We start from the raw sequence: 20,347 nt of genomic DNA, 5'->3' as shown, positions 1-20,347 counted from the left end.
GTCGACCCGTAGCGACGTGGCTGTCGAACGCAGGAGACGAGACCAATGACAGAGGACGACACTTCACCCGACGACGGTACAGAACGCTCGAACCGAGACGCGGCAGCGGACGAAGCAGAGCCTGGGAGTGCATCCGAACGCGACCGCCCGACCGACAGCCTGACGTCTATCTCTCGCCGGAGCACGCTGAAGGCGCTTGGCGCGTCCGGGGTCATCGGCAGCGGCGTCGACGTCGTCAGTGCGATCGCGGACTCGAACGTCCACAGCGTCGGTGCCGGCAGCTACACCACCGAGTACCCCGGGGATAGCACCGCGGACATGCCCCCGACGTCGGACGAGTTGCGAACCACCAGCAACGTCGACCAGCCGATCCCGACGAACGGCGTCTGGAGCGGCCTCCACTTCGCGTACAATCCCTACTCCGAGGACTGGCACGAGTACTGCAACGGGGCGACCGTCACCTACCCCTACTACGCGGACGCCCGTGCGGACGGCTTCCGGCTCCAGATACCGAGCACCTGGCAGGGCTGGCGCGACCCCTGGGACGACCTCGAGAACGAACCCGCACCCATCGAGGAGGCGGACTTCGTTCGGATGGACTACCAGGAAACGCCCCGACTGGTAATCGGCAACACCGCAGCATCGTCCTACAGCGACACCCGCACCCACGACTACGGTGACTGGCACAACGTGGCCCGGTGGGGTGACGACACGTCGGTCCCGATGGACGTCACGCAAGTCCGGGGCTGTCCGTTCGTCTTCGTCGAGTACGGCGGTGGCGGCGCGGAACTCTCCGTGCTGGACGAGAGCGACGCCGCACTGGACGATGCCAACGTCTCCGTCTTCTCGGACCAGGGCAACGTCCTTGGACTCACGGTCGAACCTACCCAGTCGGGTCACTCGGTCCAGCACTTCGGCCTCTACGCGCCGGACGGCGCCACCTGGTCCGGCAAGGGGACCGACACGCTCACGTCGAACCTGGCCGGTGCAGGCTACCTCACCGTCGCCGTGCTGCCCGACGGCACCGAGTCGACGCTCGACGCCTTCGAGCAGTACGCGTACAACGTCGTGCGCGACACCACCGTCGACTGGAACTACGCGGAGGCGGACTCGGAGGTCACGACCACCTACTCCTACACCCTCGAACAGAAGGCCGAGAGCACCACCAGTGGAACGCTGTCGGCCCTGTTCCCGACCCAGTGGAAGCACACGAGCGCGTCGTTCACCGGCGACGAGTACTGGTCACCCCGTGGCACGATGAAGGTCGTCGCCGGGTCGTCGTTCTCGACGACGCTATCCTATCCGGGAATCCTGCCGGTCCAGCCGGACGTCGGCACCTACGACGGGGCACAGCTCGACCAGTACCTCGAAGACCTCCGGTCGGACTACGGCCCGTACACCAACCAGGGCGTCCCCGCATGTGCGTACTGGAGCGGCAAGGACTTCATGCGGAACACCCAGGTGGCCCCCATCGCCGACGTCCGCGGGCTGACGGCCGAGCGAGACTACTTCCTGCAGGCCCTCCGCGGCCGGTTGTCGACGTACCTCGACGTGACCAACGACGACTGGACGGTCGACGGCGACAGCTTCTCGACCGCCGAGGACGAGGAGGTCTTCTACTACCACGACGACCTCGGCGTCATCCAGTCGTATCCCGACTGTGAGTTCGGTGGCGCCTTCGCCGTCAACGACCACCACTTCCACTACGGGTACCTCGTGAACGCCGCGGCGGAAGTCGCCCGACAGGACCCACAGTGGGCCGACGACTACGGCCCGATGGTCGAACTGCTGATCCGGGATTACGCCAACTGGGAGCGCCCGGACGAGTCCAACCCACTCGACCCGTCTACGTACCCCAGGGATTCGTTCCCGTTCCTCCGCACCTTCGAACCGTACGCGGGGATGTCGTACGCAGGCGGTATCAACGGGAACGACTGGGGCAACAACCAGGAGTCCTCCTCGGAGGCCATCGCTGCGTACGCCGCGATGGTCAAGTGGGGTGAGATAACCGGCAACACCGAGCTCAGGGACGCCGGGATATGGATGTACACCCACGAGGTCAACGCGGCTCGCGAGTACTGGTTCGACGAGGACGACGACTCCCTGCCGGCCGGCTTCGGGTCGAACCTCGACCCGAACGAACTCGACACCGAGGGCTCCGGACCCTTCAAGTACTGCTCGCAGACCTGGGACGTCGGCTCCTGGCGGTCGGTCTACTGGGACACCTCGGACCCGATAGAGCTGTACGGCATCAACCACCTCCCGATCGGTGGCCACTCCTTCTACCTGGGATACGACCAGGCCTACAACGAGAACAACTGGGACCGCCTCATCACGGCGCGCGACCAGCTCGTCGGCGGGCCCAGTCCTTACGACCGGTGGCCGGACGGCTGGGCGGCCGCCGCGTGGTGCTACCGCGCGATGTCGGACCCCTCGCGCGCCATCGACCCGAACATGGCTGGGGAACTCCCGATCAGCCCCACCGGGACCTCCACGCCGTACGTCTACTACTTCTTGCACCACCTGAACGAGATCGGAACGCCCGAGCCGTCGGTGACGGCGGACACCCCGTTCTACCAGGTGTTCCACGACAGCAGTAGCGGGACGACCACCTACGTCGCCTACAACGCGTCGTCGTCGGCGACGACGGTGAACTTCTCGGATGGCACGTCGCTGTCCGTGGCCGCCAACTCGGTGGGGTACACCACGTCGGGGAGTGGTTCGGGGACCCCACCGACGGTCGACAGTCTGTCCGCAAGCGAGGTCGAGACGAGCGACTCGGACGCCGAGTTCGACGTCTCCTGGGACGTCGGCGACAGCGACGGCGACCTCTCCACGGTCGACCTCACGCTGACCGACGACAGCGACGGCAGCACGGAGGACACCGCGACCATCGGCGTCAGCGGCAGCGACGCGACGGGGACCACCCGGCTGGTCGCAGCCGGTGACGATGGCTCGGGTCATTCCTACACCGTCGAGTGCGTCGTCACCGACGGCGCGAGCAACACCGACTCGGCGGTCACGAGCGTCAGCGAAGACGAGAGCACCAGCGGCGGGAACGCCCCCTCCGTCGACAGTCTCGCCCTGAGCGAACGGAGTCACAACGGCCCGCACGCGGACTTCGACGTCTCGTGGACGGTGTCGGACGCGGACGGCGACCTCGACGCGGTCGACCTGACCCTGACCGATACCGACGACGGACAGGTCGAGGACACCACGAGCATCGGCGTCAGTGGCGGGTCCGCGTCGGATACGACGTCCATGCGGGCCTCGAAAGCGGAGAACGACGGCCACACCTACGAGGTCGAGTGCGTCGTCACCGACTCGAACGGCAACACCGGTACTGCGACCGCGACCGAGGTCGAAGACGGGAGCTAGCCGCGTTCGGTCGCGCCGGAGCGCTCGCCCTCGGCGTGACGCCCGCGGGAACGGTGCTGCCTCGACACCTGCTTTTCGTCGGCCGCACCTGCCTCGACAGGGGTTCACCGACTGCCGACGAACGAGAACCGGCCGAATCCACCCGTCCGGACGGTGACTCGCTCGACCCGTGACTGCGATAGCGTCGGGACACCCGCGATGGCGGTGTGCATACCCCGAACCAGTCGAAAGTATGTTGTGTATCGCTCGAAACAGAGATTCCAGAGAACTGGAGGCCGACGACTCGCCCTGGTTTCACCGATATATATCATAAAGTAATATTTTACCGAAATTCTATACGATGTGGCGACCGACCACTGGAACGGACGCTGCCAGCGGTTGTTACAGTATTATTGTTGTAACGCCCACCGGGAGCGTGGCCCGGACGTTTCTCATCGCCAAACAGCCGGGGTGCCGTTTCCGCACCCTCACCCTTGCTCGATCTCGATCTGGTTCGCCGCTCCTCTGACGCTCGCCGCCAGTTCCTCGATGCGGTCTTCGTCCAGCCGCGACGCGTGTCCACTGACGACGATTGCACCCATGAGCCCCCCCGACACGTACTTCACGGAGGACGCGACCGAGCGTGCGCCCAGCACCTGCTCCTGGTCGTTCACGGCGTACTCCCGTTCGCGGATCCGGTCGAGTTCCTCGCGGAGCAGTTCCGGGTCGGTGATGGTCCGCGACGTCATCGGGTTCAGTCCCCGGTCGAACACGGCTTCGCGTCGCTCGTCCGGCATCTCGGCCAGCATCGCTTTCCCGACCGCGGTCGCGTGCAGTGGCGCCGTTCGACCGACCGGGGTCGTGGACTCTATCGCGTCCGGGCCGCCGCGGGCCGCGTGCACGAAGTGGACCTTCTGGTCCTCCTCGACGGCGAGATGGACGACCTCACCGGTCGATTCCGCGAGCGAGTTGGCGATGGAGACGCCGTAGCGATACAGGTCGAAGCTCTCCCGGACCCGGTTCCCGGTCGTGAGGAACCCGAGGCTGGCGCGGTACCCGTCGCCGTCCTGCCGGACGTACCCGAGTCGGGACAGCGTCGAGAGGTGCGTGTGGACGGTGGTCTTCGAGCAACCGAGTGCGTCGGCCAGTTCGGTGACGCCCGCACCCTCCCGTTCGACGAGTTCGTCCACGATCGCGAACGACGTGCGAACAGATTTGATCGAGCGCGGTTCCGTGTCCCTGCTTGCCATAGCGTCCCTCTCGCGACGACGACCATAACTGTTTGGGATTGCCAAACGGGTCACGTCACAGCATCCCGACGCGTCTGTCGGGTCTGTGGAAATCTATTTCAACGAGTGGCGAATAGCGGGAGGGTGATGGACCCAGTAGTCGTCGTTGGCGGCGGCATCATCGGCGCCAGTCTCGCCTATCACCTCCGCGACCAGCCCCGCCCTGTCGTCCTCTACGAACGGGACACACTCGGCTCCGGAACGTCCGGGGACTCCGTCGCACTGTTCGTCTGGCATCAATCGACGCCGGACCGGTCGAGCCACGAACTCCGGGCGCGTTCGTGGGAGCAATACGAACCACTGGTCGAGGACGGAACCCTCAGTTTCGAGCAGATCGGGACGCTCGACGTCGCCAGGACCGACGACGAGGTCGAGTCGCTCCGGGAACTCACGGGGACGCTCGCGGACTTCGGCACCGAAGCGTCCTTCCTCGAACCGGACGCACTCGCCACCCACGGCATCGACCCCGACGCCGTCTCGGGCGCGATGGCGACCCCGGACGACGGCTACCTCGACCCGTCGGAGATCATCCAGCACTACGTCCGTGAGGCAACCGCCGCCGGCGTCACGGTCGAGACGAAGACCGCAGTCACGGACATCTGTACCAGCGACGGCAGCGTCACGGGCGTCGAGACCGAGGCTGGGACGCGGCCGGCACACGCCGTGGTGAACGCGGCGGGACCGTGGGTCCCGACGGTGAACGACATGGTCGGCGTGTCGCTCCCGGTCCGGCATAACCGCGGGCCCGTCGTGGTCCTGCAGAAAGACGACTCCTTCTCGCTCCCGTTCGTCCAGTTCGGCGACGGACTTTACTTCCGCGGCGAGGGGCGGAACCAGGCGTTCGCCGGGAACTTCGGCGTCGACTACGCGGACGCGGAGGTACTGGACCCGATGGCCGGCCGGTCCATCGGCCACGAGTTCTACCTCGAAATCGACGCTCGCATCGAAGCGGCGATCCCCCGGCTCGACGGCGTCGAACTCGTCAACGAGTGGGTCGGCGTCCGGACGCTCACACCCGACGGCGCACCGATCGTCGGCGAGACCGACGTCGACGACTTCTTCGTCGCCGCCGGGATGAACGGGCTCGGCGTCACGCTAGCGCCAGCGGTCGGCGCGTTCCTGGCCGCCGTGATAGGAGGCGAAGATGTCGATTCCGACCTGGAGTCGTACCTGTCCCCGGCGCGATTCGCCTGACCGTCCCGCAGCTCTCTGCTGCCAGTCGAGGCGACCTACCGATACGTGCCAGGAATGTTGCTAGGCCCTGGCATGAGGGACAGTAACATTCATATACCTCTACTATCATGGTCATTCTGTATGTTAGAAGGCACAGTCTGGTCGTTACTACCGGTCGTGGTGGCGCTCGTACTCGCATTCGCGACGAGAAACGCGGTGTTCTCGCTCCTCGTCGGCTCCGTCGTCGGGGTCGTGATGCTCGGGAGCGACCCCTTCACGGGGACCGTCCAGTTGATGCAGGACGCACTGGGCAGCGGCTGGTTCATCTGGGTGGTCATGATCCAGGTCTTCGTCGGCATCTTGATCGCGTACTTCATGCTCGCCGGCGTGACCGAACGGTTCGCCGAACTGGCGTCCGAGCGCGTCGAAACCGACCGGGGCGCCCAGGGGATGACGTGGTTGCTCGGGGTCCTCGTGTTCTTCAGCGACTACTTCAGTCCGCTGCTGTCCGGCCCCGTGATGCGGCCGGTCACGGACGAACACGACGTCTCCCGCGAGAAACTCGCGTACCTGCTCGACTCGACGAGCGCAGCGGTCCCGACCCTCATCCCGATCAGTGGGTGGGCGGTCTTCATCGCGGGGCTCATCGCCGAGCAGGGGAACGTCGCGGACAAGACCGTCGCGCTCGACGTGTTCGTGAACTCGATCATGTACAACTTCTACGGCATCTTCTCTATCGCGTTCGCCGGCATCATCGCGGCCGGCGTCATCTCCGACTTCGGTCCGATGGGGAAGGCAGAGCGTCGCGCACGCGAATCCGGGAAGGTGCTCCGCGACGGGGCGAACCCACTCGTGGGCGTCGAGATCGAGGAGATCGAAGCGAAAGAGGGCAAGACCGCGAGCCTGTTGCTCCACCTCTTCGTGCCGGTCCTCATCATCCTCGGCATCAGCATCGGCACGTTCGTCGTTCTCCAGGACGTCAAGATACTGGCCGCGTTCATGGCGGCGACGACGTGGCTCGGCGTCGTGATGTACGCCCAGGGGTACTTCGACGACGTCACGGACCTCATCGACACCTCCACGGACGGCATCAAGGGCGTGTTCCCGGCCATCATGGTGCTCTCCCTGGCGTACATGATCAACGAGATCACCGGGCAACTCGGCGCTCCCGATTTCGTCATCGGCGCGAGCCAGGGCTGGCTGACGCCCGCCCTGTTGCTCTTCGTCACGTTCGTCACCGGCGCGTTCATCTCGTTCTTCAGCGGAACCTCGTGGGGGACGTACGGCATCATGATTCCCATCATCGTCCCGGTCGCGTTCAGCATGAACGGCACCACCTTCGGCCCGGTCCTGTACGCCGCGGTCGCGGCCGTCGTCGGTGGCGGCCTGTTCGGTGACCACTGTTCACCGCTCTCGGACACCAGCATCCTGTCGTCGTTCGGTGCAGCGTCCGACCACATGGACCACGTTCGAACCCAGCTCCCGTACGCCATCGCCGCCGGCGGAGTCGCCGCGGTCTCGTACGCCGTGCTCGGGGTGGTCATCGCACCCTGAGAACGTCGTTCGTGGAGTTCCGGGGTGTGGCGGCTCCCTGCTCGGCAGGACGCCTCGACCCCGAGTGATTCTCACCCGCTCTCTGGTCGGGCCACCGAAGCGGTGTCGCGGTGGCTTCGACTGGCGGAGATGCATGCGAACACTTTTTGCGCAATCGACGAATCTGGGCGTGATGACCGAGCAACGGTACGACGCCATCGTCGTCGGAGTCGGCGGAATGGGCAGTGCAGCGACCTACCAGCTGGCCAGACGCGGGGTCGACGTCCTCGGTCTGGAGCGCTACGACGTTCCACACAGCCGGGGGTCCTCGCACGGGGACACGCGGATATTTCGGCTGACGCAACACGAACACCCGGAGTACGTTCCACTCGCGAAGCGAGCGAACGAACTCTGGCGGGCGCTGGAGGCGGAATCCGGGACGGACCTCCTGACGAAGACGGGGTCCGTCCACGCCGGGCCCGCTGGTGGCTCGATGGTCGCAGATTCCATCAGGTCCTGTGAGGCGCACGACCTCGACTACGAGTTGCTGACGGGGGCCGAACTCAACGACCGGTTCCCCGGCTACGACCTCCCCGACGACCATCGTGGCGTCTATCAGCCGGACGGTGGGTTCCTCGCCTGCGAACGCGCGATTTCGACGCACGTGAAGCAGGCATTCGAACACGGTGCGACGATCCGTGCCCGGGAGGCTGTGGAAGACGTCGACGTCGGAGAACGCGGCGTCACCGTGTCGACGACGCGCGACAGGTACACCGCCGACAACCTCGTACTCACTGCGGGTGCGTGGGCCGGCAAGTATCTCGACGTCCTCTCGGGCAAGTTGACGCCACAGCGCCGCGTGCTGGCCTGGTTCCGCCCAGCGGAACCTGAGCACTTCCGTCCCCGAAACTGCCCGGTGTTCAGCGTCGACGTTCCGGAGGGGAACTGCTACGGGTTCCCGCTGTTCGAGCGTCCGGGATTCAAGATCGGCACGACGCCGGAGGCTCCCGACGTGATAGACCCCGACGGGTGGGACGACGAACCGACCATCGAGGACGAGGAACGGCTTCGGCGGTTCCCGGAGAACTACTTCCCCGGGGCAGCGGGTGAGACGATGCGGCTCGCGACCTGTATCGTCACCAACTCCCACGACGGGCACTTCTACCTCGACACCCTGCCAGAGTACCCCCACGTGTCGGTCGCCGCTGGCTTCACGGGACACGGATACAAGTTCTGCACCGTCGTCGGCGAAGTGCTGGCCGATTACGTGACCGAGGGGGACACCGAAAACCCCGTCAGCGTTCACCAGTTCGACGGCAGACTGTAGTCGTACAGAGCAGTCGTGGCTCGTGCCACCGCCATACGTCGAGGTACTATCCATGGGGCGAACATCGCTCTTCCGATCAATCCGCTGCTCTATCTGGTGACTACCGGGGAGTAGCTACGACGCACAGACCCTGCTGACCCGTCATCGACAGCGGGAGTCCCGTAAGCCGGGACCCCGTACCCTGGTTCGTAGCCGGTCCCGGGATTCACAGCGTGCTGGTTGTCCGTCGACGATGGTCCCTGTCACGATGGCTGGAAGTCACCGTGTTGCTCGTCTCCCGACGAACCCCTCCACTCTAGTAAAGATACTGACCGAAAACCCGAGAACCCGGCCAGGCGTTGTAAGAGACACCTCGTACATAGTTTTATCCACACTATAGTAAGCTCTCTAATTTTGAAAATCACACGATTATGTGCGCATCTAACTCTGGTTAATCATATAATTGGGGAGATATTATTAGAAATGTACATGGCTGCCCCTGTGGTTGAAAAAATAAACTGAAGGCTGTTTTATCTGTAGGCAGCCAGTAACTTTGATTGAATCCTTATGAATACCGTCCCCAGTGCTGTCTCGGTACGCCAGTTCGAGCAGCGACGAGGCGATGGTCGAGAACCGAGCGGGTTCTCCGGCAGTACGCACCTGACCGCCGTCTCGACGATTCGTGCGACCGGCGATCCCTCGTTCATCGAGACCGAGGCCGGTTTCTTCACCTGACTCGTCGACGTGGAGGATTACGGCAGGCGCGTCGATACCGACCTCAAACAGACCGAAGACCGGGATACTGCCACTGAACCACGTTCGTCCCCACAAAACGGAGGGTACGACCGAGACGGGGACGCAGGCTCGAACTCTTCGACGTGGAATTCGACAGTCCGAAGCGTCACTCCCCGTTCGCTGCACGCCAGACCTTCTCCGGCGTGAGCGGGGTGTCGACTTCGGAGCGGTCGGCGTCGAACGGCTCCAGTGCGTCGAGCACGGCGTTGATGACCGCACCGTTGGCCGCGATGGGACCGGTCTCGCCGACACCCTTCGCCCCGAGCGGGTTGCCGGGCGCTGGCGTCGAGATGGGGTCGGTCTCCATCGTCGGCGCGTGGAACGCCTTGGGCATCGCGTAGTCCTGGAGCGAACTGGTGAGCATGTTGCCGCTGTCGTCGTAGACGACGTCCTCCCAGAGCGCCTGACTGATGCCCTGGACGATGCCGCCGTGGAGTTGTCCCTCGACGATGGTCGGGTTGACCTGGTTGCCGACGTCGTCGACGGCGAGGTAGCGCTCGAACTCGACGTCGCCGGTTTCGGGGTCGATCTCGACGACGGCGACGTGGGTCCCCGCGGTCATCGCCAGCTCGTCCGGCAGCCAGTAGGTCGTGGCCTCCAGGCCGGGGTCGCCCGGGAGGTCGAACGCCCGGTGGGCGTCGTTCGCTACCTCCTGGATAGTCACCGAGCGGTCGTGTGCGCCCCTGATGTAGAACTCGCCGTCCTCGAACTCGACGTCTTCCTCGGGCGCTTCCAGTCTGTGCGCGGCGATCTCCCGCGCCTTCTCGACGATGTCCTGTGCGCTTTCGACGAGGGCTGACCCGCCGACGACGAGGGACCGACTCGCGTGAGTCCCCGTGCCGTCGTTGATCTGCCGGGTATCCCCTTCGATGACCTCGATGTCCTCGATGGGGACGCCGAGGTTGTCGGAGATTATCTGGGCGAAGACGGTCTGGTGACCCATCCCGAAGTCCTGGGTGCCGACGTACGCGGTCACCTTCCCGGACGTGTGCATCGTGATGCGACCGCTCTCCCAGTGGGTCTTGAAGATGCCCGCCTTCTTGCAGATGTCTGCGGGACCGACGCCGCTCACGTGGGCGTAGCACGAGAGACCGATGCCGAGGTAACGGCCCTCCTCGCGGAGTTCCTCCTGGCGGTCGCGGAGTTCGTCGTAGTCGACGACGTCGAGCGCCTTGTCGAGCGCTTTCTGGTAGTTCCCGCTGTCGTACGTCTGACCCGTGACGGATTCGTAGGGGAACGCGTCCGCCGGAATCATGTTCTTCCGACGGAGTTCCGCCGGGTCCATGCCGACCTCGTCCGCCGCGGCGTCCATCAGCCGTTCGATGAGCGTGATGGCACCGACCTCGTGAACGCCACGGTACGAGTCGAGCGGGGTCGCGTTCGTGAGCGCCCCGCGGATCCGGGCGTAGAGTTTCGGGAGGTCGTACTGGCCCGGAATCAGGTCCACGCAGAATATCGTCGTCAGCATGTGGATGTGCGAGGAGACGTACCCACCGACGTCGGCGAGTCCATCCGCGCGCACGCCGAGGACGTTCCCATCGTCGTCGAGTGCGATGTCGGCGTCGAAGTTCAGGCCGCGACCGTGCGACGACGTCTGGTGGATCTCCGTGCGTTTCGCCTGCCACCTGACGGGCATCTCCAGTTCGCGGGCACACCACGGGACGAGCGCTTCGACGTCGTAGTTGTGAATCTTGGCGCCGAACCCACCGCCGACCTGTGGCACCTGGACGTGGATCTTCTGTTCCGGATGCCGCAAGATGCCCGAGAGCGCGTGCCGGTCGGAGTGGGGCGTCTGCGTGCTCATCTGAATCGAGAGCTCGTCCGACCCCGCGTCGTACTCGGCGATGGCCGCACGGGGTTCGAGCGCGTCGGGAATCAGCCGTTGCTCGTCGATGGAGACGCTCGCGACGTGGTCGGCCTCGTCGAAGACCTCGTCGAGTTCCTCCTCGTCACCGAACTCCCACTCGTACCCGAGGTTGTTCGGGCGGTCCTCGTGGAGCGTCGGTGCGTCGTCCTCCAGTGCCTTCTCCGGGTCGGTCACCGCGTCGAGTCGCTCGTAGTCGACGTCGATCGCAGCCACCGCGTCGTGAGCGATGTAGCGCTCCTCGGCGACGGCGATGGCGATGGGTTCACCCTGGTAGCGGACCCTGTCCTTCGCGATGACCGGCCGGAACAGCTCCGGCGGCACCTGGATGTAGTCCGTCGACATCGACGGAATCTTCCGCGGCGGTCGGGTACTCGCCTCCTCCTCCATCGTCTGCTTCGTGTAGACGGCGATGACGCCGTCCAGCTCCTCTGCGGCACTCGTGTCGACGTCGTCGATCTTCGCGTGCCCGTACTGACTGCGGAGCACCGCCGCGTGGGCGGCGTGTGGCATCTCGATGTCGTCCGTATACTTCGCTCGACCGGTGATGAGACCCCTGTCTTCCGTCCGGTTGACTCTGGAGCCGATAGCACCGTCGTCGTCCGTCTCGGTCGTCCTGTCCTTGCTAGCCATCGATTTCACCTTGTGTTCTGTCTCTGGTTCGTTCGCCTGTTCGTGAGCCGGTACGTGCTCTACCCGGGATGTCACACCACCTCCGGTTCGGGCGTGGTTCCGACGCGGTCGGCGGCGGCTTCGATGGCACGTCGAGTGAACACGTGCAGGAGCTGGGTGCGGAACTCGGCGGAGGCCTGGATGTCGTCCATCATCATGAACTCGTCCAGGTCGTCGGCCGCGACCTGGGCGGCGTCCTCGATGCCGTCTTCGTCGTCGAGCGAGACGCCGACGAGCGCATCCTCGGTCGGCTCTAACCGCACTGCGTGGTCCATCACGCCGTTCGCCGCCAGCCGCGCCGACGTGACCTCGTCCCCGTCGGTTTCGAGCACCGCGGCGACACCGACGAGTGCGTATCCCGAGGAGGGACTCGGCTTCTTCACGTACGCGCTCCCCGTGTCCTCGTCCTGGTGCGGGATTCTGACCCCGGTGAGGAGTTCGTCCTCGGCCAGGTCGGTCGCGTACATCCCCTGGAAGAAGTCGTCCGCGGCGATGTCGCGTTCACCGTCGGGTCCCTGCGCGTGGATGGTCGCGTCCGCTGCGAGGACCGCCCCAGGAAGGTCGGACGCCGGGTCCGAGTGGGCGATGTTCCCACCGATGGTGCCGCGGTTCCGAACCTGGATGTCGCCCACCTCGTGGGCTCCTTCCGCGAGGACCGTCACGTCGGCCCACAGCTGTTCGTTCTGGGCGATGGTGGCGTAGGTGGTCAGGGCGCCGAGTTCGGTCTCGCCGTCGCGACGGTCGATACCCTTCAGCGACTCGATATCGCCGATGTCGACCAGGCCCCCGGGGTTCGCCAGCCCCGACTTCATCGTCGGTAGCAGACTGTGCCCACCTGCGAGGATCTCGGTCTCCGGATTCTCGGCTTTGAGCTCGATCGCTTCCTCCACGCTGTCCGCACGGTGGTACTCGAATTGCGAGGGAAACATCCTAGTCGTCCCCCTGGGCCGGTGCGTCCCGTTCGCCGAGTTTGTCCGCGGCCGATTCGACGGCGTGGACGATGTTCTGGTAGCCGGTACAGCGACAGAGGTTGCCTTCGAGTCCCTCACGAATCTCCGCTTCGCTCGGGTCGGGGTTCTCCGCCAGGAGCTGTTTGGTCGTCATGATCATCCCGGGCGTGCAGTACCCACATTGCAGGCCGTGTTCCTCGTGGAACGCCTCCTGGATCGGGTGGAGGTCGCCGTGGCGCTCGGTCAGCCCCTCGACCGTGTCCACTTCCGCTCCGTCTGCCTGGACCGCGAGCAGCGTGCACGATTTCACCGCGTCGCCGTTCAGGTGGACCGTGCAGGCACCGCACATGCTGCTCTCGCAGCCGACGTTCGGCCCCGTATAGCCCAGTTCGTCCCGCAGCGCGTGGACCAGCAGCGTTCGCGGCTCTACGCTCAGTTCGTGTTCTGTTCCGTTCACCGTGAGTGTGATGTCGTGTTCCGTCATTGCTCACCTCGGTTCGTCACCGTCGTACAGTTCGTTTCGATAGCACCGATGCTGGGCTGTGGAACCCCGGTGGAGTCCCGCAGGGTCGTCGACGGCGACTCTCGTCGTCGATACGAGTCGGTCGGGTTCATACGAGTTCCTTGATGCGGCCGGTGAGACCCGAGGACTCGTCGCCGACGTCGCTCAGCTGGGTCTGGACCTGGTCGAAGAACCGATTGACGACCCGGTTCGCGACCGGGTTGACGACCCGCTGGCCCATCCGCGCGATGCGACCGAAGACGTGGGTCTCGGCCCGCCAGTCGATGTCGACGGTGCCCTCGTCTTCGTGCTCGACGAGCGTCATCCCGGAATCGAGCTCGAACGAGCTGTCGGACGCGCTGCCGCTCCCGGACGCGTCCATCTCGGGGAAGTCCCGCCTGTCTATCGTGACCACCGTGTCGAACGTCGGTTTGACGCTCCCGACCCCGATCTGGACGCGGGTCGCGTAGTGGCCGTCCTCGACGAACGCCCGGTCCGCCACGTCCTCCGGCTCCGCGTCCGGAAGTATCGGTGGATCTTCGTCGCCGGCGGTCGCGGCTAACTCGTCGAAGTCGACGTCGTCCGGGTCGTCGACGTGGACGAGGTACTGACAGCCAGGCAGTGCCTGCTTCACCATCACCGGGTCCGATAACGACAGCCAGACCTCTTCGCTGGTTACGTCCTCTAGCGTGAATGTTCCGCTGAACTCCATGTACAGGCTCTCCTCACGTGCTCCCGGGTACTCGTTTGGTAGTCATTGTCTCGTTACCGATGTGGACACAACGGAATATCGCGTTAAAAAGGCTTGCCCCGCCTTGTCCGGGTTTGAAACCCCTCCACGGCACGAGCGGTGCCCGACTGTGGCCACCGCTGCTCTGTCGCAACTCGCCTCGCGGGGTCGTGGGTCTCCCTTCGTTCCCGGTCCGTCGTCCGCCCGCTATCGAAATCGACGGCGAACTGTCTTGGTCGATTGTTACAATAGACCTCGAGTCTCGAATTCACGACAGTGGACTCACATGACACGAACCTGTCGGTCGTGTTCCAGAACGAAATCGACGATGACTGTCGTCACTCGGACAGCACGTTCCCCAACTATCAAATCAGTCACCAAAATGCCTGTGCTCGAGACGGACAGATATCCTGGTCGAGTGCGCTCCCCGGAACGTCCGAAGAAGGTTGTTTCAGGTAGTGAGGGCGTGGAGCGGCCGGTTCCACGACTCACTGGTGGCCGGTCGGCCGAGCATCTGCCAGTATCTTGTGATACTTGTTCAACACTGTGCCGTTCAGCAGCCGCATCAGTCGCTCTGGTCGAACGCCGGCCTGGCAAGGTGACCAGACAGTGTCCAGTGCACAATCATGTACAATAACCGCCATCTGGACGCAACAACCTATTTCGGGATTTGTGGTGTTTTACCATGCGAACCTTGCCCACAGATGAGCACCATAACGTCCACACCACCGAACCGCGTCCAGATACTCACCGACGAGGGCCACGTCCGGGACGGCGAGCGCGTTCCGGACCTCACCGACGACGAACTCGTCGAGATGTACCGCAACCTCTACCTGGCCCGGCGCTTCGACCGCCGGACGGTCAAACTCAACCGCCAGGGCAGGATCGGGTCGTTCCCGCCACTGTACGGCCAGGAGGCCGCCCAGGTGGCGAGCGCGTGGGCGCTCGACGGCGACGACTGGGTCGTCCCGAGCTACCGGGACCACGCCGCGCTCATGGTCCACGGGCTCGACCCCGCGAACATCCTGCTCTACTACATGGGCCGTGAGCAGGGGAACCGCGTCCCGGAGGACGTCAACGCCCTCCCCATCAACGGGTCGGTCGGGTCCCAGCTTCCCCACGCGGTCGGGCTAGCCTGGGCTAACGCCCTCCGGGACGACCCCACCTCTGCCTGCGTCGCGTACTTCGGCGACGGGGCGACCAGCCAGGGGGACGTCCAGGAGGCGTTCAACTTCGCGGGCGTGTTCGACACTCCGAACGTCTTCTTCTGCCAGAACAACCAGTGGGCTATCTCGGTTCCACGCGAACGCCAGACCGCCAGCGAGACCATCGCACAGAAGGCGAACGCGTACGGCTTCGAGGGCGTGCAGGTGGACGGCATGGACCCGCTGGCGGTCTACGAGGTCACGAAGACTGCAGTGGAGAAGGCGAAGAACCCCGACGGCGGCGAACGACGCCCGACGCTCGTCGAGGCGGTGCTGTACCGCCTCGGCGCACACAGTACGGCCGACGACCCGTCGAGGTACCGCGACGAGGAGGTGACCGAGAAGTGGCGGCAGAAAGACCCCGTCCCGCGCTTCGAGTCGTTCCTCCGGGAGACTGGCCGCCTCGACGACGAGCAGGCGACCGCCATCCAGGACGAGGTGGAGGACCGCGTCGCAGCGGCCATCCGCCGGGCGGAGAACACCGAGCCCCCCGACCCGAGGCAGCTGTTCGAACACACCTACGAGGAGCTACCCGACCACCTCGAGGAACAGGCCGAACTGCTGGCCCATCTGCGCGAGACGTACGGCGACGAAGCACTCACAGAGTAGGGGGCACCCGGCGACCGCATCGACCCATGGACGTGCGCTCTGTGAGGCGGCCATCCCGCTGCAGTCTCGGACGCTCCGTGTACGCCTGTGACTCGCTGCTCGAACCCTTCGACAAGCAGGGCCACGCGGCGGTCGTCTACGACCCGTCGACCAGCGCGTACAGCGTCCCGTTCTCGCGTTCCACCGGAACCGCCTCCAGCGACGCGTCCTGCCCGCTGGTACACGCGCCGGTTTCGGCGTCGAACTCCCAGCGGTGGTTCGGACACACGAGCGTCTCCCCGTCGGACACCCTCACTCGTCCGCGCTGGTGTGGACAGACGGCGCTGAAGAGGACGGGACCGTCGCCGTCCGCCGAGAGGACGAACCGGCCGCCGGAGGGTGGCGAGACCACCGTCGGCAGGTCGTCGAGGAGGGTAACCGGGCCGAGTTCGACCGGTTCGCCAGCATCGTCACCGCAGCCGTCGTCACTCATCGTCGACGTCCCAGACTGGCACTTTGCGGTGCGTTCCGGTGGTCTCTACCCGGGTCCGTGCGCGCCCTTCGTCCCCGTCCACGGTCAGCAGTATCTCGCCCATGGCACACGCTACGAAGGTTCCTGCCTTGTATCTTTACGCAAAACCCGCCTCTCGGGACGTCCGTAACTGCGGACTCGACCCGCCTCCTCCGGACTACTGCCCCGCTTTCAGTTCGAGTTTGTAGCCGAACGGGTCCGTCACGTACACCGCGGGGTTCCGACCGGTCGCTCCGAGCGGGTTCGACTCGCGGTCTATCTCGATGCCCGCCTCGTCCAGGACGGTCTTGATGTCGTCGATGTCGGCGTCCAGCACGATGCAGTAGTGCCTGTAGTTGTGCTCGGTCGGCGGTTCGAACCCGTCGGTCGGGCTGACGTGGACGACGCTGCTCTCGCAGAGGCGGAACGAGAAGAGCGGTCGCTCCCCGTCGCGCCACGCCTGCAGGTTCTCGGTTTCGAATCCGAGGCCGTCACGGTAGAACGCCACGGCCTCGTCGACGCGGTCCGCCGGGATTCTGACGTTCACGTGGTCGATCGCTCGTGCGTCCATGACTGTACGGATACGTGACCGCCATACACATAAACCGGCCGGCTGGCCGGCACAAGAGTCAACTCCCCTGCGCGAGAGTGATAACTGATGACACGAGACAGCGAGAGTGCCGACCTCGTGGTGGTCGGCGCGGGGATGGCGGGCCTCGCAGCCGGGGTCAGGGCGGTCGAGCGCGACGCGGACGTGCTCGTCCTGGAGAAAGGTGCCCGTGCCGGGGGGTCGATGCGGCTCTCGGCCGGACTGATATGGTCGTACGAGACGTTCGAGGAGGCGCGCGAGGAGGTGCCGGCGGGCGACCCCGCGCTCCAGCGACTCGTCGTCGAGGGCCTGGACGACGGCTACGAGTGGCTCGAGAGCATGGGTATCGAGGTGCTCGAACCGCCGGTCGAACTCCCGACGGGCGACGTCGTGACCGAACCGACGCCGGGCGCGAACTGCGGGAAGATCGACCCCGACGAGTACACGAAGACGATGCGCGGTCGCATCGAGGACGCTGGTGGCCGGGTCCTGCTCGAAACGCCGATGACCGACCTGCGGACCGACGACCGGGGCCGCGTGGTCGGTGTCGAGGCACGGGGGCCGGACGGCCACCTGACGGTGGACGCCGACGCTGTCGTCCTCGCCACCGGCGGGTTCCAGGGAAGCGAAGAGTTGCTCCAGGAGTACGTGCTGGAACCCGTCGAGAACCTCTGGCTCCGGGCGAACCCCTGGAGTACGGGCGACGGCCTTCAGGCGGCGCGAGACGTCGGTGCGACGACGACGGCTGGCCTCCACACGTTCTACGGGCACAACCTGGCCGCGCCACCTGCCGAGGTCACGCCCGACCGGTTCCTCGACGCCACCCAGTACTACGGTCCATTCGCCGTCGCCATCGACCGGCAGGGCGAGCGGTTCACCGACGAGTCCGAGTCCGAACTCGAACACACGCTCGCCCAGGACACCGCGCTGAAGGCGGACGGTCGGGCCTACTACGTCCTCGATGCAGACCTCTACGACGACGACGTGTTCAGCATGGGCCACGTCGGCACCATCGTCGAGCGCGCCGCGGAGATGGGTGCGGAGGTGCTCCGCGCGACCACGCTCGACGGCCTCCGCGACCGGTTCTACGACGCCGGCGTGGACGGCGATACAGCCGTCGCCACCATCCGCGAGTACAACGAGGCGGTCCGTGCCGGTGACGGCGACCGCCTGTCGCCGCCACGACGCGACCACGCCCAGCCCCTCGACTCGCCGCCGCTGTACGCCGTCGCCGTCCAGCCGGGAATCACGTTCACCATGGGCGGACTGGCAACCGACCACCGCCTGCGCGTCCTGCGGCGGGCCGAGAGCCAGTCCGGGCTCTGGGAGTACGACTACGAGCACGACGCCCTCCGGTCCCGGCCGATTCCCGGCCTCTACGCGGCGGGCGTCGACATCGGTGGCGTCAACAACCGCCACTACATGGGTGGACTGGCGAACGCGCTCGTGACCGGCCGGACGGCGGCCGAACACGCGACCGAGTGACCGTCCCGGTCACGTTCCGGTCGGCGGGCACGCCGTGAACGCGTCCCCGTCTGCCCCTCACGGGACTGCCAGCCAGCGGGTCCGTACGACCGCCGCAGAGCCCGACTAGAGGTCGTATCCGCCGGCGGGTTCGTCGGCACCGCGAATCGAGAGCCCGCTGTCGGCCTCGACGATGGTGCCCGTGGAGGCCCGCGAGTCGCGCTCGGAGGCGAGCAAGACGTAGTAGCCCGCGTACTCCTCCGGCATCGGGATGGGCAGCGGATAGCGCTCGTCGATCTCCTCCGGGACGGCAGAACTCGACTCCTGGCCGAGTGCGTCGATGCCCGAGAGGTTGGTCGGACTGTAGCCGATGCCGACCCCGTTGACCCGGACCTTCGGCGCGAGTTCGTACGCCAGCTGCCGGACGATGCCGGCGACGGCGTGCTTCGACGGGGTGTAGAGGAACCCGCCGGTCGCCGGGTAGAAACTGGAGTAGGAGGCGGTGAATATCATCCGACCCCCGGTCTCCAGCAGTTCGGGGAGCGCGGCTTTCGCGCCGAGCATGTAGCCGAGGACGTTCACGCTGAACAGCTCGTCGAACCCGGCTTCTATCTCCTCGGGCGTGAGGTCGGCCATGTGGACGGCGTCGTCGAAGATGCCTGCGTTGCCGACGAAGACGTCCAGCTGGCCGAACTCGGCGACTGTCTCGGCGACGGCGCGCTCGTTGGCCTCCCACTCGCTCACGTCGCCCTGCATCGCGTGGACGTCGTCGAACTCGTCGTTCAACTCGTCGACGCGCTCCTGGACGAGTTCGAGGACGCCGACTCGCGCACCTTCCTCCACGAACCGCTCGACGACGGCGCGGCCGATGCCTGACCCGCCACCGGTGACCAGCGCCGTCTCGCCTTCGAGCCAGCCCATCTAGGACCCCTTCTCGAGGAACTCCGGCCCGGGTACGACGCCACCCCAGTTGGAGACGGTGTTCTCCTCGCGGTTTATCTGGCGGACGCCGGGCTCTGCACCCTCGTCCACCGTGGCCATCTCCGCGGTCAGTTCGATGCGGTTGCCGCCCGGCGTCCAGAGGTACGCGAAGTTGTTCGCGCCGGCGTTGTGGCGGCTCGGGCCGAGTTCGAACTGGTAGCCCTTCTCGGTGAGGCGGTCCGCGAACGCCTTTATCTGGTCGAATCCCTCCATCTCGAAGGAGAGGTGGTGGAGGGTGTACGCGACGTTGTCGGCGGTCGAGATGCCGACGTCGTGGTGGAACTCGCCGAAGCGCAGCCACGCCTGGATGGTGAACCCGGACTCGCCGACGATCTTGTCGGACATCCGGAAGTCGAGGTGCGTCTCCAGGAACTCCCTGTCGCGGTCGGGGTCCCAGGACATCAGGTTGATGTGGTCCACGTCGCGGGGCGTGACGCGACGACGCTCGCCGACGGACTTCGTCGGGTGGTGATAGCTCGCGTCCGCGACGGTCACGAGTTCCATGTCCACGCCGCTCGGCAGGGAAAAGCGCACGCCCTCGACCTGGTTCGGTTCCGCGCCGTCCGTTCGTTCGACGTCGACGCCTGCGTCTTCGAGGCGGTTCTCGTAGTGGGCCAGTTCCTCGCCGTCCGCCAGCCGGATGGCGAAGTGTTCGACGCCGGTCTGTCCCTCCACGAGGCCGACGTCGTAGTTCTCGTCCAGGCCACAGCCCAGGTAGACAGCCCCGTCCGTCCGCTCTATCTCGACGAGTCCCATCACGTCCGTATAGAACTCGACGGCCTCGTCCAGGTCCTCCACGCGTAGCGTCGCGTGCTCGAATTTCTTGACTCCTGACATT

Annotated in this window: 15 protein-coding genes; 6 read left to right on the top strand and 9 right to left on the bottom strand. The window is 65.6% G+C overall.

The features are described 5' to 3' along the window. The first annotated feature begins 45 nt into the window (after nucleotides 1-45). Nucleotides 46-3,378 carry a glycosyl hydrolase gene (locus ACSC1W_RS16295; RefSeq protein ID WP_435348645.1) on the top strand — a complete coding sequence of 1,111 codons (3,333 nt, stop codon included), beginning with the start codon at nucleotides 46-48 and terminating at the stop codon, nucleotides 3,376-3,378. A gap of 467 nt (nucleotides 3,379-3,845) precedes the next feature. On the opposite strand, the gene ACSC1W_RS16290 is transcribed toward ACSC1W_RS16295, so the two are convergent. Beyond that, complete coding sequence (locus tag ACSC1W_RS16290) at nucleotides 3,846-4,607, bottom strand: IclR family transcriptional regulator (RefSeq protein ID WP_435348644.1); 762 nt, start codon at nucleotides 4,605-4,607, stop codon at nucleotides 3,846-3,848. 126 nt (nucleotides 4,608-4,733) lie between these two features. On the opposite strand from ACSC1W_RS16290, the gene ACSC1W_RS16285 reads away from it, so the two are divergent. The 3 genes from ACSC1W_RS16285 to solA all read left to right on the top strand — a co-directional run bounded on the left by ACSC1W_RS16285 (nucleotide 4,734) and on the right by solA (nucleotide 8,679). Continuing rightward, a complete protein-coding gene (locus ACSC1W_RS16285) occupies nucleotides 4,734-5,840 on the top strand; it encodes an NAD(P)/FAD-dependent oxidoreductase (RefSeq protein ID WP_435348643.1) in 1,107 nt (368 codons plus the stop codon). Between the two features lie 120 nt (nucleotides 5,841-5,960). After that, the gene (locus ACSC1W_RS16280; RefSeq protein WP_435348642.1) at nucleotides 5,961-7,373 is read left to right on the top strand and encodes a Na+/H+ antiporter NhaC family protein; all 1,413 of its coding nucleotides are present in this window, start codon (nucleotides 5,961-5,963) and stop codon (nucleotides 7,371-7,373) included. Between the two features lie 172 nt (nucleotides 7,374-7,545). After that, nucleotides 7,546-8,679, top strand: coding sequence for an N-methyl-L-tryptophan oxidase (gene solA, locus ACSC1W_RS16275; protein ID WP_435348641.1), 1,134 nt, complete (start codon nucleotides 7,546-7,548; stop codon nucleotides 8,677-8,679). 880 nt (nucleotides 8,680-9,559) lie between these two features. Here solA and ACSC1W_RS16270 read toward each other — a convergent pair. The 4 genes from ACSC1W_RS16270 to ACSC1W_RS16255 all read right to left on the bottom strand — a co-directional run bounded on the left by ACSC1W_RS16270 (nucleotide 9,560) and on the right by ACSC1W_RS16255 (nucleotide 14,153). Further along, nucleotides 9,560-11,950 (bottom strand): xanthine dehydrogenase family protein molybdopterin-binding subunit, encoded by a 2,391-nt coding sequence (locus ACSC1W_RS16270; RefSeq protein ID WP_435348640.1) that lies wholly within the window; start codon nucleotides 11,948-11,950, stop codon nucleotides 9,560-9,562. A gap of 71 nt (nucleotides 11,951-12,021) precedes the next feature. Continuing rightward, complete coding sequence (locus ACSC1W_RS16265) at nucleotides 12,022-12,918, bottom strand: FAD binding domain-containing protein (RefSeq protein WP_435348639.1); 897 nt, start codon at nucleotides 12,916-12,918, stop codon at nucleotides 12,022-12,024. A gap of 1 nt (nucleotide 12,919) precedes the next feature. Further along, nucleotides 12,920-13,423, bottom strand: coding sequence for a (2Fe-2S)-binding protein (locus ACSC1W_RS16260; RefSeq protein ID WP_435348638.1), 504 nt, complete (start codon nucleotides 13,421-13,423; stop codon nucleotides 12,920-12,922). 127 nt (nucleotides 13,424-13,550) lie between these two features. Further along, nucleotides 13,551-14,153, bottom strand: a complete 603-nt coding sequence (locus tag ACSC1W_RS16255; RefSeq protein ID WP_435348637.1) for an SRPBCC family protein — start codon at nucleotides 14,151-14,153, stop codon at nucleotides 13,551-13,553. 722 nt (nucleotides 14,154-14,875) lie between these two features. Here ACSC1W_RS16255 and pdhA point away from each other — a divergent pair. Continuing rightward, entirely contained in the window at nucleotides 14,876-15,985 is a 1,110-nt protein-coding gene (gene pdhA / locus ACSC1W_RS16250) for a pyruvate dehydrogenase (acetyl-transferring) E1 component subunit alpha (RefSeq protein WP_435348636.1), read from the top strand. A 136-nt stretch (nucleotides 15,986-16,121) separates the two neighbouring features. On the opposite strand, the gene ACSC1W_RS16245 is transcribed toward pdhA, so the two are convergent. Together ACSC1W_RS16245 and ACSC1W_RS16240 are read right to left on the bottom strand one after the other, a co-directional pair. After that, nucleotides 16,122-16,457 carry a Rieske (2Fe-2S) protein gene (locus ACSC1W_RS16245; protein ID WP_435348635.1) on the bottom strand — a complete coding sequence of 112 codons (336 nt, stop codon included), beginning with the start codon at nucleotides 16,455-16,457 and terminating at the stop codon, nucleotides 16,122-16,124. Between the two features lie 196 nt (nucleotides 16,458-16,653). Further along, complete coding sequence (locus tag ACSC1W_RS16240) at nucleotides 16,654-17,046, bottom strand: VOC family protein (protein ID WP_435348634.1); 393 nt, start codon at nucleotides 17,044-17,046, stop codon at nucleotides 16,654-16,656. An 87-nt stretch (nucleotides 17,047-17,133) separates the two neighbouring features. Between ACSC1W_RS16240 and ACSC1W_RS16235 the strand changes: the two genes are divergently transcribed. Continuing rightward, nucleotides 17,134-18,549 (top strand): FAD-dependent oxidoreductase, encoded by a 1,416-nt coding sequence (locus ACSC1W_RS16235; RefSeq protein WP_435348633.1) that lies wholly within the window; start codon nucleotides 17,134-17,136, stop codon nucleotides 18,547-18,549. A gap of 105 nt (nucleotides 18,550-18,654) precedes the next feature. On the opposite strand, the gene hcaB is transcribed toward ACSC1W_RS16235, so the two are convergent. Continuing rightward, nucleotides 18,655-19,449, bottom strand: coding sequence for a 3-(cis-5,6-dihydroxycyclohexa-1,3-dien-1-yl)propanoate dehydrogenase (gene hcaB / locus ACSC1W_RS16230; protein WP_435348632.1), 795 nt, complete (start codon nucleotides 19,447-19,449; stop codon nucleotides 18,655-18,657). After that, nucleotides 19,450-20,346 (bottom strand): VOC family protein, encoded by an 897-nt coding sequence (locus tag ACSC1W_RS16225; protein WP_435348631.1) that lies wholly within the window; start codon nucleotides 20,344-20,346, stop codon nucleotides 19,450-19,452. It abuts the gene before it with no gap. Nucleotide 20,347: the final 1 nt, after the last annotated feature.

The sequence above is a fragment of the Haloarchaeobius marinus genome, assembly GCF_051207415.1.
GTDB lineage: Archaea > Halobacteriota > Halobacteria > Halobacteriales > Natrialbaceae > Haloarchaeobius.
This window is presented reverse-complemented; position numbering and strand designations above follow the sequence as displayed.

What these genes read in the sequence shown, in the direction of transcription:
- ACSC1W_RS16295 (WP_435348645.1), top strand. Translation starts at nt 46, where the DNA reads ATGACAGAGGACGACACTTCACCCGACGACGGTACAGAACGCTCGAAC.
- ACSC1W_RS16290 (WP_435348644.1), bottom strand. Translation starts at nt 4,607, where the DNA reads ATGGCAAGCAGGGACACGGAACCGCGCTCGATCAAATCTGTTCGCACG.
- ACSC1W_RS16285 (WP_435348643.1), top strand. Translation starts at nt 4,734, where the DNA reads ATGGACCCAGTAGTCGTCGTTGGCGGCGGCATCATCGGCGCCAGTCTC.
- ACSC1W_RS16280 (WP_435348642.1), top strand. Translation starts at nt 5,961, where the DNA reads ATGTTAGAAGGCACAGTCTGGTCGTTACTACCGGTCGTGGTGGCGCTC.
- solA (WP_435348641.1), top strand. Translation starts at nt 7,546, where the DNA reads ATGACCGAGCAACGGTACGACGCCATCGTCGTCGGAGTCGGCGGAATG.
- ACSC1W_RS16270 (WP_435348640.1), bottom strand. Translation starts at nt 11,950, where the DNA reads ATGGCTAGCAAGGACAGGACGACCGAGACGGACGACGACGGTGCTATC.
- ACSC1W_RS16265 (WP_435348639.1), bottom strand. Translation starts at nt 12,918, where the DNA reads ATGTTTCCCTCGCAATTCGAGTACCACCGTGCGGACAGCGTGGAGGAA.
- ACSC1W_RS16260 (WP_435348638.1), bottom strand. Translation starts at nt 13,423, where the DNA reads ATGACGGAACACGACATCACACTCACGGTGAACGGAACAGAACACGAA.
- ACSC1W_RS16255 (WP_435348637.1), bottom strand. Translation starts at nt 14,153, where the DNA reads ATGGAGTTCAGCGGAACATTCACGCTAGAGGACGTAACCAGCGAAGAG.
- pdhA (WP_435348636.1), top strand. Translation starts at nt 14,876, where the DNA reads ATGAGCACCATAACGTCCACACCACCGAACCGCGTCCAGATACTCACC.
- ACSC1W_RS16245 (WP_435348635.1), bottom strand. Translation starts at nt 16,457, where the DNA reads ATGAGTGACGACGGCTGCGGTGACGATGCTGGCGAACCGGTCGAACTC.
- ACSC1W_RS16240 (WP_435348634.1), bottom strand. Translation starts at nt 17,046, where the DNA reads ATGGACGCACGAGCGATCGACCACGTGAACGTCAGAATCCCGGCGGAC.
- ACSC1W_RS16235 (WP_435348633.1), top strand. Translation starts at nt 17,134, where the DNA reads ATGACACGAGACAGCGAGAGTGCCGACCTCGTGGTGGTCGGCGCGGGG.
- hcaB (WP_435348632.1), bottom strand. Translation starts at nt 19,449, where the DNA reads ATGGGCTGGCTCGAAGGCGAGACGGCGCTGGTCACCGGTGGCGGGTCA.
- ACSC1W_RS16225 (WP_435348631.1), bottom strand. Translation starts at nt 20,346, where the DNA reads ATGTCAGGAGTCAAGAAATTCGAGCACGCGACGCTACGCGTGGAGGAC.